This is a genomic window from Paenibacillus sp. MER 99-2, from assembly GCF_023714095.1.
Classification (GTDB): domain Bacteria; phylum Bacillota; class Bacilli; order Paenibacillales; family Paenibacillaceae; genus Paenibacillus.
In genome coordinates, this window is record NZ_JAMAUZ010000003.1 from 715,767 (window position 1) to 730,291 (window position 14,525).

At 40.7% G+C, this 14,525-nt stretch carries 7 protein-coding genes; all 7 read left to right on the forward strand.

The window, feature by feature from the left end:
- Nucleotides 1-71: 71 nt before the first annotated feature.
- The 7 genes from M3636_RS18085 (at nucleotide 72) to metK (ending at nucleotide 14,499) form a co-directional block, all read left to right on the forward strand.
- Nucleotides 72-4,043: an S-layer homology domain-containing protein gene (locus M3636_RS18085; RefSeq protein ID WP_251383448.1), complete on the forward strand. Its 3,972-nt coding sequence runs from the start codon at nucleotides 72-74 to the stop codon at nucleotides 4,041-4,043.
- Between the two features lie 204 nt (nucleotides 4,044-4,247).
- Nucleotides 4,248-4,589 (forward strand): hypothetical protein, encoded by a 342-nt coding sequence (locus M3636_RS18090; protein WP_128103774.1) that lies wholly within the window; start codon nucleotides 4,248-4,250, stop codon nucleotides 4,587-4,589.
- A 516-nt stretch (nucleotides 4,590-5,105) separates the two neighbouring features.
- Entirely contained in the window at nucleotides 5,106-8,948 is a 3,843-nt protein-coding gene (locus M3636_RS18095) for an S-layer homology domain-containing protein (protein ID WP_251383449.1), read from the forward strand.
- Between the two features lie 281 nt (nucleotides 8,949-9,229).
- Nucleotides 9,230-11,845 carry a hypothetical protein gene (locus M3636_RS18100; protein WP_251383451.1) on the forward strand — a complete coding sequence of 872 codons (2,616 nt, stop codon included), beginning with the start codon at nucleotides 9,230-9,232 and terminating at the stop codon, nucleotides 11,843-11,845.
- A gap of 173 nt (nucleotides 11,846-12,018) precedes the next feature.
- Nucleotides 12,019-12,615, forward strand: a complete 597-nt coding sequence (locus tag M3636_RS18105) for a hypothetical protein (RefSeq protein ID WP_251383452.1) — start codon at nucleotides 12,019-12,021, stop codon at nucleotides 12,613-12,615.
- Between the two features lie 148 nt (nucleotides 12,616-12,763).
- Entirely contained in the window at nucleotides 12,764-13,039 is a 276-nt protein-coding gene (locus tag M3636_RS18110) for an alpha/beta-type small acid-soluble spore protein (RefSeq protein ID WP_251383453.1), read from the forward strand.
- Nucleotides 13,040-13,296: 257 nt separating this feature from the next.
- Nucleotides 13,297-14,499, forward strand: a complete 1,203-nt coding sequence (gene metK, locus M3636_RS18115; protein ID WP_128103769.1) for a methionine adenosyltransferase — start codon at nucleotides 13,297-13,299, stop codon at nucleotides 14,497-14,499.
- Nucleotides 14,500-14,525: the final 26 nt, after the last annotated feature.

The following is a 14,525-nucleotide window of genomic DNA, read 5'->3' on the forward strand; positions in this document are numbered from 1 at the left end:
TACTAAATAATTGGAACCTTCTGTCCGATATATAACTCTAACTGACTTAAAAGAAGGAGAGATGATACTTAATGCAACAGAAAAAACGACCATTGGTATGGGTCATGTTGGTCGCTATGGTGTTCTCATTGTTCCCACAAGGACTGTTCGGTGGATTCGTTGCTTCCGCAGCGGATGATCCTGCTTCAACTGGGCCGAGTACAGCCTCTTATTTCATACCGGATTTGAAAACCTTGCGAGAGACATCTGATCTTTCAATTGATTCTACGATTACGGGCAAGACGTTCCTTACCAGAGATAAAGCCTATGTAACTAAAGATTCAAAAATTACGGTTACGGGTACATTCTCGGGAGTTAGCACAGATAACTTAAAAGCTTCTGTAGAACAGCTAACTTTATCTAGTAACAACACTAAATGGACAGTGGATGCAGGAAGAACGAGAACAGGGAGTATCCTAGCTGATGCGGGTTCTCAAGCAGCTCCTAAGTTTACAGCTACATTAGATCTATATCCAGGGTTTAACCGGGTTACTCTAACTGGAAGTGGGCTAAATAATGTTGAACGGTCTAACACATTTTATATTTTATATGAGGAAACTCCGTTAATTGAAAAATTAACTGTAACTACAGATTTCACCACAGGGAATGGACAAGAATTCAACCTGAATGGTGTGTCTGAGACAGTAGTAGATACGAAAGATGTTACTTTTGGTTTAACACTTCAAAATGCAACAAAGGTTTCCCTTTCTATTAATGGTGGGGCAAAAGTGGACGCTTTTCCTACACAAAACAGTGAGATTAGTCAGAAGTTCTTTACTCCACCATTAACACTTGCGAGTGGTAAAAACAAAGTTGTGTTTGACATTGTTGGTCCGTCAAGTTCAATGACTGTCGAAAGAACGTTATATTACTTTGACAAAAACCAGTCATTTGCAGACCTACAAATTACCATTGGTGAAGTCGCTGGAGCCGGTGGAGAGAAGAAGTCTGTTCTGAATAACAAAGCTAACTTCTCAACACCAGGAACAACGGCCAAACTGTCGGGTCAAATCATCGTGCCTTACTCTACAACTCCATTTGATGGTGCGACAGGTATTGAAGTGAATGATGTAACCTATCCTGTTCAAGTTGACGCTACTAAAGAAATTCTTATTACTGGGGCTAACGGGGTTGACTATCAGTACCGTATGATAACCTTCGAGGGTGTTGGTGAATATACTCTTGCAGCTACAGGTGGCACAGTTAACAAGAACCAACCGATCAAAGTTGTTGCAAAATATGGATCATTCAATACGGGCTACACAGGTGAATTCACGTATTCACCAGATAGTAAAGACATCACGAATATTTACTATCTACCTGGTTACACAAGTGGGCCGGTTGATTCAAAAGTTCTTTTGAACAAAACCGATTATACGAAAGTCTCGGATAATACTTTTTACATTTTGGTTGAGTCAACTCAAACAATCAAGGGTGTAGACATCAATGGTAAGTATCTGCCTTCATTGACATCAGTCCTTGATATAGATACGGTGGACTCTAGTGATGCAGGTCTCAAAGATACTCAACAAATCTATAAGGTTAACAAAATGTCAGGTGGGCAACAGAAGATTAGTTTCTTTTACGGAGATGCAACCAAAGCACCTGAATTGCCTTTCGTAGGATGGGTAAGTTTTGCATCAAGCAGCTCGATCTATATTGAAAACCTTCAAGACGGACAAACATTCACATTCAATTCAGGCAATAACTCTGCCAAATTAGAAGTGATTGGTAAATACCTTGATTTCCGCAATGTAGATATTGCAAAGGGGCCTCTAGAAGGTTTCAAATCAGAATTACAGGTAAATGGTAAGGTTGAGAAACCGACGACAGGGTTCCCATCTTCAGGTGGTAATAACTTTAAATTCGATCTAGGGATTACAAAAGACGGCCCTCTAGGCTATGGTCAGAATATCATTCGTATTACGGCTACAGATGAGGATGAAAAGGGTGCGCCAGTAATTATTACGAGAACAATTACGGTGTATATCATTGACGAAAATGTATCTACTATTGATTCATTTATGCCTACGGCAGTACCCAAATCTTCTAATGCACGTGCACCATTTTATGAGAAGGAAATAACAAGCTATACTACTGAAGAGATGAATAACATCTTTGCAGTAACAACTGATTTTGCGTTCAAAGAGAATAAATACGTAACAAGTGAGGACACCTATGATCTCGTGTTCCGAGGTGGAGGCGCACAGATTGCGAATGTTTATTTCGGATCTGAGTTGATTTTCCGTCATGATCAGACGAGCACAGTGACACTTGATTTAGATAAAGATGGTCCAGCACCGCAATCGAAGAAGTATGATTTTGCGGGAACGGAGAAACAATTCATAGCTCGGATCAAAAACCTGAAATTTGATTCACCAGGAACTCAGGTATATACACTTGAGTTAATCAACAGCACTGGTGCAAGAACAACACAAAGGCTCGAAATTGTACGTGAACCATCTTCATTCCGTATTGTCGCTCCACAGCCGACAGTTGGGGATAAAATTGTTGTCAACAAAAACTATATCCGATTCGATATCGAAGCGGAGGGTGCATCCCGAGTATTAATTGACAAGAATGTGGCAACAAAACGTACAGATATGAACAATCGATATATCTATGATTACGTTGGCTTGAAACCAGATAAAGATAATAAGATCAAAATTTCGATTGAACGAGATGGTAGTACAATCAATGAAACCATCAATGTATTCTACACAGGCGCAGTAACCGTAGATAGTCAGTTTATGGCTCCTAAAGTAGCTAACAAATACACAGTTTTTAATAAAGAATTAACGTTATCTTTCCCTAAGGGAACAATTCTTAAAGCGAAAGTGGATGGAGGAACCAAGTTCTACCCTGATAATAAAATTCTATTTGGTATTGCTGATCCACTAAACGGTGTACTAGAGCGTAAGAATGACTACGGAAATGTAATGAATATTGACCGTGACATGAGAACCGTTCGTGGAGAGAGTGCTATTGCTCTGCGCGAAGATTTGATTAGTGCATTTAGTTCAACCAATAATACAGGAAACTTTACGTTGATCTCAGATGTATATTGGATTAATGGTGGTCTTGGTGAGCTAAATAATCTACCTTATACAGATGGAATACCACCATACTCAATTTATGGTTATTATCCTGAATATCCAACTTCAAGAATTCTCACTCCATCACAGAGGGGGAGTCTGACGCTGAAATATGATCCAAGTATTGTTGATGAAGTTGGTTCGACGATTACAGTATTCCGCTATACAGATGTAACCGACCAGAAACAATGGATACCAATTGGTGGCGTTGTGGACACTAAAGCACACACGATTACTGTACCTTTTGATGAATTTGGTTATTATAAAGTCATGAAGCAAAGTAGAAGTTTCCAAGATGTGACCAACCATCCTTGGGCTCGTAATATGCTGAATGCTTTGTATTCCAAAGGCATCATGAAAGCTCTACGTACAGCTGAGTTCGGTGCAGATGATCAAACCACACGTGGAGAATTTGCCACTTTGTTGGTCAAAGGTCTGAACATCCCACTGAATTATGACGAAAATAAACAGACGTTTATTGATGTATCAAAAAGAGCAGAGAAGAACTCTTGGAGCTTTGCTGCCATTGAGACAGCAGCTCGTGCGGGTATTGTAACAGGATTAAGCGATGGATACTTTGGGGTGGAGGATCGAATTACGCGCGAGCAGGCGGCTGTCATGATTGCGAGAGCGATGAGTAGTAAGCTTGCGACAAATGATAGCAAACTGTCATCTGCTCTTGCTAAGTCGTTCCAGGATTCCGGTTCTATTGAGTACTATGCTCGTCCAGCTGTACAAGCTGTAACCAAGGCTAAAATTATGGAGGGTAGTCCTGTAACAGTAACGGGTTCTACTAAGCAGCAATTCCAGTTCAATCCAAAGGGTAATCTGACACGTGCAGAGGCTGCTAAAATTGCAGTAGAATTACTCAAGAAAAGCACGAAGTTATTCCCTAAAAACTTGAGTTAATTCATTCAAGATATCAATGCATTTAGGAAGGACCTGTCCCTTACACTAAAGGGGCAGGTCTTTTTATGATTGTTCATTAATCTGTAAAGAACACTTTTATAATAGAAGAAACAGATTTTTTACCAATAACTAATTTTGTAATTTGCTAGAGTTTAAGATACAATAACGGTAAATACACAATGATCTAGAGGGTGAAGTTAGCTAATGAAACCGATTTATTCAAAAGCTCAGTTGGGCTACATGAAGGCAAAGACACAGTTCGAGAAGCAGGCAGTCATTCTGGAGAAAAAGTTGGAAGATACACGTAAGACACAAGAGATCTCTCAGGAAGTCATGGAAGGACTTGTACAGTCTACTGGATTCCATGATGCATACAATAATTTGGTCTTGGCTGAGAATGAACTAATTGAATGGTCTCATACAACAATGAAGCATGAGAAAACATATCGTGAGAACAGACTTCCGATCGATGATATGTATCTGAGATTGAATAGTGATCCACAAATGCGTGCCCAAATTATTGAACTTGCGATGAAAATTCGCTAACCAATATAGCCAAGAATACGCAAAAGCATCCTTACGAGGATGCTTTTTTTATTTTCGAATTTGAGAAAAATGTCGGTTCAAGGATAAAAATGGAGGGTATATTTAAACGTTGGCATTCGAGTGGAAACAAATCCTAAGAGTTGGAAACGCTGATGTATCAATGGTTTGCGGAGGTTTTGAATTCTAAGAAGACCCGCATGGTAACAGTACATAAATAAATTCAAAACTTTTTTTGTGGAATCCGCAACTTTTCAGAATCTACTGCGTTTAAGATGTAGAGTCAAAAACATTGGGGAACTTACCAAGAATGACCTCGTGAAGAATCTTGTCTATTTATTAGAAAAAATTGCTTTACGACTCGCAAGACCCATTGTATAATACGTAGGTAGGATTAGGAAACTACTCTATTTTCGTATGATTCTGCTTTGCGAACTAGTTTACAAGTTTCTGTGATAGCTCACAGACATCATTTATATTAACTTGCTCAGAACTCTGGAAAGGGGGTGCCACAATAGAATGAGAAATACGAGCAACCCTATTAAAGAAAATTCCAATGTTATGAACACCCAAGGAGGAGAAAAAAAGGTTATGAAGAAAATTTTATCCGTCGCTTTGTCTACAGCAATGGCATTCTCAATGTTTGCATCTGTAGCATTCGGTGATACAGCAGTTTCACCACAACAGAAGTTTGATGCATTGAAAGCAAAAGGTATCTTCAATGGTTATCCAGATGGTACAGCAGGTCTTGAAAAAGACATGACTCGCGCTGAGTTCGCTAAAGTCATCACTAAATTGCTCGGCCTGAAAGAAATTACTGGTCAATTGTCTTACACAGACAAAAACTACACAGCTAAGAACTGGGCTGTACCTTACATTGAAGCAGTAACTGCTGCAGGTATCATGGAAGGTAAAAACGTTGAGAAGAAAATCTTCGACTTCAACGGCAAAGTGACTGTGTCCGAGATGGCTACAATCCTTACTCGTGCACTTGATCTTGAAATCCCAGCTGAAACAAACAACAGCGCTCCTGAATGGGCTAAAGGTTACGTTCAAGCAGCAATCAACGCTGGATTCTTGGATGCTAACGCTAACTTCGCAGGTAACGCTTCCCGTGAATTGCTTGTAGGCGCAGCTTACGTAATTGACGAAGCTCAAAACCTGAAAGTATCTTCTTACACAGTATCTGAAGCTGGTAAAGTAGTTGAGTTCAAAATCAGCGACGGCGAAACTGTAAAAGTAACTTTGGATAAAGCTCTTGAAGCTAACAAAGAAACTGAAGTGAAATTCACTTACAAAGATAAAGAGTTCACTGAGAAAGTTACTTATGTAGTAACTACTGCTACTAAAGTAGAAAAAGTATCTGCAGCTAACCTGAAAGAAGTAACTGTTAACTTCGATGGTACTGTTGATGAAGATACTGCTACAGACATTTCTAACTACTCTTTGAAATCAGGTAAAGCAATCAAAACTGCTACATTGTCTGATGACAAGAAAACAGTTACAGTAGAGTTGCAAGGCACTCTGAACAACAATAAAGTTGATTTCTTGAATGTCTCCAACGTTAAAGCTGGTAATGTTGTAGTAAGCGCAAAAGATGTTGAATTCTCAATCGCGGACAATGAACTTCCTGAAGTTGAATCAGTTAAATCTTTGGGTACTAAATCCGTTAAAGTAGTATTCAGTGAGCCGGTACAATTGCCAGCACAAGGTAACTTTGAACTTGATGGCAAAGCATACTTCGGCAAAATCACTCAACCTACATTGAGAACAGTTGTGTTGACACCTTACAGCACTTCAGCTCTTACTGTTGGAGATCACAAACTGACTGTAGTTGGCGTTAAAGACTATGCTGGGTTTGTATCCCTGACTTCTTCACATGACATCACAGTTGTTGAAGATAAAGAAGCTCCAACAATTACTGCAGCAACAGCAACTTTGGAAAGTGTAACACTTACATTCTCTGAAGAAGTTGATCCAGAAACTCTTGATTCAGACAACGTATACTGGAAATCCGGTACTGACAAAATCAAAGCTACTGGAACTCCAAAAGCATTGGCTGACAACAAATACAAATTCACTTTTGACAAAGCAAACGCTCTGCCAACAGGTGCTGTATTGATCTATGTTGAAGGAGTAAAAGATTACTCTGGAAACCAAATTGCTAAGGACACTTCAGTTACAGTTAACGCTGAAATTGACCAAACTCGTCCTGAAGTAAGAAAAGCAGAAGCAATTGATTCAAAACACGTTCAAGTGACTTTCTCTAAAGCTCTTCTTAATGAGTCTGTTACTGATACTAAAAATTACAGTGTGACTGACAAAGACGGAAAAGTTGTTGCTGTTAAAGCTGCTACAAGAAGCGGAAATGATAACAACGTTGTTACAATTGAATTGTATACTGCTTTGTCCACAGGTGATAACACAGTAACAATCAAAAACATCAAAGATAACACAAGACTTGGTAACACAATGCTTGATTACAGCGGTAAAGTGAACTTGGCTGATGTAACGACTCCTAAATTGGATTCGAAATTGGTTAGTGTGAGCAACCGTACTGTAATTGTTGGCTTCGACAAGAAAATGGATCCAGCAACACTTGCTGACTACTCTAACTATCACGTTCAAATCAACGGAGACAGAGTTACATTGACTCCTGAATTGGCTGATATTACTGTACTGAACGACAGCAAAGCTGTTTCTATCAAATTCGTTGAAACTTACAAAAACCAACCTGTTGTATTCGCAGCTGGTAACTCTACTACACAAAGAAATGTACAAAACTTGTATGTTCTTGGTGTGAAAGATACAGCGGGCAACTTGCTGAAACAATTCGTTGATAACAGTGGTTTGAATGTAATTCCTACAACTGCTGATATTACTGTTGGATTGGCAACCTATGATACAGACTATGCTGGTTATAGTGCAGCTCTGACAGCAAAAAACACAATTCAAGTTAAATTGTCTTCTAGCGTAACTTCTGCTCCTAAAAATGCATTTACTGTAATTAATGCTGAAGGTAATGCAGTTGCTATTAAAGAAGTTGTACTTGATGGAACTTCCGTTGTTAAATTGGTTCTTGAGAATGATATTGGTACTTCTGCAAGTGATGTGAGTGTGAAAGTTGATGTTAACAGACTTGGTACATTGGCTGGCACTTATGCTACAGTTGCAGAACAAACTACTACTGTACTTGACAAAGTAGCTCCAGTTGTTAAAGCTAATGTGTCTGGTGGATACCAAAACTTTAAAGTTACTGGAGAAAGTATCCAAGTAGACTTCTCTGAGAATCTTAAATTGGATAATGCTGCAAACGTAGACTTGCTTGCTAAAGATTTCGAAGTTATTCGCTACAATGATGGTGAAAAATTAGTTGCGGGTAATGACTTTAAAGTAAGTTTCACCAATGGTAATGCTTATGTTACTATCAATCTTCTTGATGCAGCAAGCAGAACTACTACTACTAAATACACAGTGAATTTCACAGGATCTAAGTATCTTACAGATGATACTAATGTGAAAAACGAAGTTGCTGCTTTCACTGGTAAAGAAACTAATGGTACTGTAACAGGTACTGCTGCACCAACTTTGACTACAGTAAACTCATCTTATGCTTCTAACGATGATGGTGTAATCAAAGGTCTTGATGCTGCGAAACGCTATGAATACAAACTTTCAAGTGCAACATCTTACACTAGTGTAGCAGCGAATGCGACTGAGATTGATGGTCTGGCTGCTGGTACTTACAATGTACGTGTTGCTGCAATTGCTGCAAGTGCTCCTGGAGTAACTCCAGTCACTCCTGCAATTCCTGCTGGCGCTGTAACAACAGTAACAGTTTCTAAAGCTACAAATGTTGCTGCAGATACTGCTTTGAAAGCTGCTAAAGATGCAGTTGCTGATTATGTTGCATTGCCTGTGACTACTAGCAATGAAGTTACTCTTGCTAAAGCTGCAGGTGTAGTTGCTACTGGTAAGATCGCAGAAGCTGTAACTGCAGGTGCTCCAACAGCAGATACAAACGCTTTGACAACTCAAGTTACTACTAAAAACACTGCTGTTGCTACTGCTGAAGCTACACTTGCTACAGCTGCAATCAATGCTGCTGCAACTGCACTTGTTGAACCTACAATCGCTGCTGGTGGTGCCAATCTAGGTACGCTTCCTGCAACAGCTGCTGATGGAGTTGCTATCGCTTGGACTTCAGGTGATGCAACTGTAATTTCTAATACTGGTGTTTACGCTGCAGCAGGTACTACAACATTAACTGCTACACTTACTAAAGCTACAGGTACTACTGCTACAGTTACATTCGATGTAGTAGCTGACGGTACTGGAATCACTTCAATCACTAAAAACTAATTAAAGTATGAGACGATGTTACTCTAATGAGTAGGATTGTCGAATTAGTAAAGACCCTGTAGAGAGTAATCTCTACAGGGTCTTTTTAATGAATAAATTTAACCATAATCAGTATATCTTGAATATGGTATAACCTTTAAAAGATTACCATTTTTGGAATGGCAGTATTATTAAACAAATTATTCATCCTGTTATTTTCTAAAACAAACAACATCGTAACTTTCTCACTCTCTCAAACGTTTATACTATAAAACAACAAGCAACTTATGGGAGGTTTGGAAGTGGAGCAAAGGAAAGTTTTAGTGGGTCTTTTGGCGAGTGCCTTGGTTTTGAGTTCAACTGCTGGAATTACTGCCGCAGCGAATGCGGGTAATAATAATGATAAAACAACTACCAATAGTTCCAATACTACATCTAGTAAACCAGCATCAGAGAACAAGGTAGTACATACTTTAGGGAACTTGTCCCCTGTGAAGGTAACTGCACGTAGTTCAGTTCGATTAACTGACGTAAACATTCTCTCTCAAGATGATGGTAATGTGGTTACGTACACACTGACATATAAGAATAATGATAGCAAACCATTAATGATGCTCGATTACTGGAGTAAAGTGAAAACAAAAGGTGGGACAAGCTTCTCCCCGAAATTAATTGCTAAGGATCAAGAAAAGAAAACCGTCGCTGCTGGATCAAGTGTGGATCTAACCTATACAATGAAGGTTGGACGCGAAGTAAAGCTGAGTGATCTGAACTTCCTGATCGTAAAGTGGGATTTCAGTAAACCTAACTATGAAAGTACACTCGGGAAATTTAATGTTCCTGCATCCTATAGCATTACGACACCTGTAGGTAAAACAAAAACAGTTCGTCTGAGTGACTCATCTGTAAAAGTGAAGGTATCAGGTATCAAAATTTTCCCTGGGGAAAACAAGAATCAATATGTCAAAGTCGGTGTTAACCTCAATAATATCAGTTATAAATTACTTGAAAACCCAAATATTAAGTGGATTTTGCGCACTCCAAGTGGAACCAATTATCCTTTAACTCCAGATAAAGATAGCGCAAGTATTAGTATTCAAGCTCAAGCGAACAAGACCCTTAGTTTGATGGCATCCTTGCCTACCTCAGTAAAGTTATCAAGATCAGAACTACTGCTGGTAGAAGAACAGGGTGAAGAGAAGACAGCACTGCCTGTAGCAGCACTTCAACTACCAGAAGCAAGCACCTCAAACGTAGAAACTACAGAGAATGAACCTAACATTATCTCTGTTGAAGGTCAAAGACTGTCAACGTTGCTTGAATCTGCGAAAATACGTGTGAATGACAGCGATTATGATTTGAATATGCAATTTGTATTGAAAAACGAAGGTAAGAAGGCTATTAAAGTGCCTACGTATACCTTCGAAATTCGTACTGAGGATGGTACCATTTATCCTATTGATACGAAAGCATTAGAATCGTTGAAATTGAATCCAGGAGATATCAAGACGATTAAATTGAATACGACGATTCAAGGAATTGGTGATGCAAGTCAGATTAAGTTATATGTAATGAGTCCTGTAGATAAGAATGAGAATACTGAAAATGCGAGTCCGTCTAATCCGATTGTATTTTCTTACCCTGTTGGAATCTATGCTATTCCAGAATCTGTGTCAAGTGGCGATGGTTTAACTACGGAGACCGTGATTAAGAACAATAAAGGAACATTTGGTGTATCCTTGGGTTCATTACAACGCTTACCATGGCTAGATAGTGATATTGTGGCGGCTAAAGTTACAATTCGAAATGCAGGCACTAAAACAGTACAGCTTCCAGAGCTTGAAGCGATGTTTACGATTGATTCGGCTCAGATTGATGGAGACAAGAAACTGATCTACACTCAAAGTGGAAAACTCCTTGGAGCGGGTATGAGTACAGAAGCTTATCTTTTGACGAAGATACCTTCAGAACTGCGTATGGGACGTCTAGAGGTAAGTTTGATTGAGAAGGTAAGTGAAGAAGAAACGAATGAGTGGATTACTCTTAACACATCTGGATTGATTCAACCTGTATCATACGTTGGAGCTGGCAAGACTTACACAACTGGAGCTACGGATAAAGAGACTGAAATGAGTGTACGTAGAACAATCCGTTATCCTGGAACATCTTCAGATACTGTATATACTGAGTTTGAGATGACCAATAAATCACTCCGTCAGAATGGAATTGGCAAATTAGTAGGTTACTTTAAAACGTCAGACGGTCAATATTACAAAGCAACGTCTAAGCAATCCGAACGTTCTCCTGGGCCAGGTCAGAAGTCAATTGTGACGTTCTCGGCTAAACTTCCGAAGTCGGTTACATTCTCAGATTTGCGTCTGCTTGTAGGTGAAGGTATTGCGGATAGCAAGTTTGTTACTGGTGATGGAGAAGCTACTGCTTATGTGAATGCAATGGCATTCGAGGTACCGCCTACTACGATAAGCGTTCAAGGTAACTTTACTAATATTGATCTTTATCCATATGCATTAAATGCAAACAGCGTACGTGCTTATCTGGTGGGCAGTAATTCTGTACAAGTCGACATGAATTACACACTAGATCGCAGTGAAGAGATCGAGATGGCTGAGTACGAACACAAATGGATTCTTACCTTTACTGCTCAGAATGGAAAAGTATTCGAGAAAGAACTGACTCCAGGAACAGATGTGAAAGTAGGGAGCAATCAGACATTAAGTTGGAGTGTAGAGGATAGCTTCTTCGAAAAATTAAGAGGTGGCTCATATCGACTAGCTTTGTATGACCAATTCCAAGGACAACGTCTTTTAATTGCGGATCAAGCTTATGGGTATGATGTATCCAAGCTACCGAAAGAAGAACCTGAAACACCTGTGATCCCTGAGGGTGGGGTTGAATAAGGTAATAAAACAAATTCAAATTACTTGTATTAAGAGATTTTAGTTATCAATTTGCCAGGTAGGCATCCAAAACCTCGTCTCTAGTGTAATGGAGACGAGGTTTTGCTTGTCGCATCGAGCTTTTTTCTCTATAGTAAATATTAGATAGATTACCAGAGGAGGAACATAGACAGATGAAACCTTATATGAAAGTATCCCTGGCGGCGCTGGCGATTGGTATTGGCGTGTGGGTTGGGTCGGTATACAGCAATACGGCAACTGGTGCAGGGACAATTCAACCGGGAACAGCAGATGATCCCGTTGTGACCAAAAGTTATGTAGATCAGCAGATTCAACAAGCCTTGGGCGGTAAAATTACGACAGGTGGAAATACCAATACGGGTAGTAACAGCAGTGCTGGAACAGGAAATACTGACACAGGTACAGGTTCGACTCCACCTTCTACAGGTAGCACAGGTGGGGACACAACGCTTCCTCCATTAGTATCCGGTGCTTCGGAATCACTGGAGATTGTTATGGTGAAGCCGGGTCAACAGCTTATCGGTGCAACCGGCGCGGAGTTCATTGTACGTAGCGGTAAAGCTGTGATCGTCAGCGAGGGTACGAATGGTGTAGCCGATCTGACGGACGGGGTAGACCTCACGAATGGTCAAGAAGCACCGACTAATCATCTTCTTTCTTTTCCAAAGGATGGGCGCGGTATTGCAGTTCTTGACGGTAACAAATACAGCCTGACTGTAATGGTACGCGGCGGATATACTCTGAAATAGAGTGTGCATAAGTAATAGGAATTATTCATGATTATGTATAAACGATTGCGCAGATTAACCAGTTCTAACAAACATTTATACGGCTAGCCAGCCTGCTTCTGGATCAATCTAAACCTGTAAACAACCAATAACCGGAGGTGCAGGAACGATGGCTAGAAGCAACCGTAAAGTGGTACCGGAAAGTCGGCAAATGCTGGATCAGATGAAGTATGAGATTGCAGCGGAGTTTGGTCTGAATGTGGGGTATGGTGGTAAAGGTAGTCTTGCTGGTGCAGATACTGAATTTGGTTCTGAGCTGGGCGAGATCAATCATTCATATGGTCAATACAAAGGCTGGGGACATCTGACATCCCGTGAGAACGGATCGGTCGGTGGAGAGATCACCAAAAGGCTGATTCGCAAGGCAGAGCAGCACTTATTATAGATATTCTTTCATATTGAGTGGTTTGACACTACTTGACAAATACGATAAGATGGCAGTTGAGGTATGCAACCTTTTCCATGGTAGGAGAAGGTTGATTTTTTATTGGGGCAATTACCTGAAAAATCCTTATCTTCGTAACTTAGGACTCCGGGTCCTTTATTCCGACTGGAAAGCTTCGAGGGTACAGTGAACGAACCACCGTAAATGTTTTGTTCGGGCAATCGCCATACTACTCGTTATGGGAGGTTGAAACTTCAATGTCTATTAAAGGCCGGCATCTATTCACATCGGAGTCTGTAACTGAAGGACATCCGGATAAAATTTGCGATCAGATTTCGGACGCCGTGTTGGACGCGTTCCTTGCGAACGATCCTAACGCTCGTGTGGCGTGCGAAGTTTCCGTAGCTACAGGTCTTGTGCTTGTCATCGGTGAGATCAGTTCAGCTTCTGAATACGTGGACATTCCGTCCATCGTTCGTAATACGATTAAGGATATCGGATACACACGTGCGAAGTTCGGTTTTGATTATAACACTTGTGCCGTACTGACTTCTCTGAACGAGCAGTCTGCTGATATCGCACAGGGCGTAAACGCAGCTCTTGAGCATCGTGATCCAGAGCAAGTTGCGCGCGAAACAGAAAATATTGGTGCTGGCGACCAAGGTCTGATGTTCGGTTTTGCTACGAATGAAACACCTGAGCTCATGCCTTTGCCAATCGCACTATCCCACCGTATCGCACGCCGTCTGGCAGAAGTGCGTAAAGACGGTACATTGGAATACCTTCGTCCAGATGGTAAAACTCAAGTAACGATCGAATACGACGGCGACAAGCCAGTACGTGTGGACACGATCGTTGTATCTACTCAGCATGCGGAAGAAACGACGCTTGAGCAGATCCAAAAGGATATCAAAGAACATGTCATCTTGCCTGTTGTACCAGCTGAATTGCTGGATGAGCAGACTAAATATTTCATCAACCCAACAGGACGTTTCGTTATTGGCGGACCACAGGGAGATGCAGGTCTGACTGGACGTAAAATCATCGTAGATACCTACGGCGGTTATGCACGTCACGGCGGCGGTGCGTTCTCTGGTAAAGATCCGACAAAAGTAGACCGTTCTGCTGCATATGCAGCTCGTTACGTGGCGAAAAACCTCGTAGCAGCAGGTCTTGCAGACAAAGTAGAAATCCAGCTCGCTTACGCGATTGGTGTAGCCAATCCGGTATCGATCAACGTAGATACATACGGAACAGGCAAAGTCAGCGAAGAGAAATTGGTTGAGCTTGTACGTAACAACTTCGATCTTCGTCCGGCTGGCATCATCCGTATGCTGGATCTGCGTCGCCCAATCTACAAACAAACCGCTGCTTACGGTCACTTTGGCCGTACAGACTTGGATGTACCTTGGGAGCAAGTGGACAAAGCAGATCTTCTGAAATCTCAAGCGGGTCTGTAAGTAGTATTAATTAGCTAATGAAAGAA

Coding starts and splice junctions, on each gene's coding strand:
- M3636_RS18085 (WP_251383448.1), top strand. CDS start 72: ATGCAACAGAAAAAACGACCATTGGTATGGGTCATGTTGGTCGCTATG.
- M3636_RS18090 (WP_128103774.1), top strand. CDS start 4,248: ATGAAACCGATTTATTCAAAAGCTCAGTTGGGCTACATGAAGGCAAAG.
- M3636_RS18095 (WP_251383449.1), top strand. CDS start 5,106: ATGAGAAATACGAGCAACCCTATTAAAGAAAATTCCAATGTTATGAAC.
- M3636_RS18105 (WP_251383452.1), top strand. CDS start 12,019: ATGAAACCTTATATGAAAGTATCCCTGGCGGCGCTGGCGATTGGTATT.
- M3636_RS18110 (WP_251383453.1), top strand. CDS start 12,764: ATGGCTAGAAGCAACCGTAAAGTGGTACCGGAAAGTCGGCAAATGCTG.
- metK (WP_128103769.1), top strand. CDS start 13,297: ATGTCTATTAAAGGCCGGCATCTATTCACATCGGAGTCTGTAACTGAA.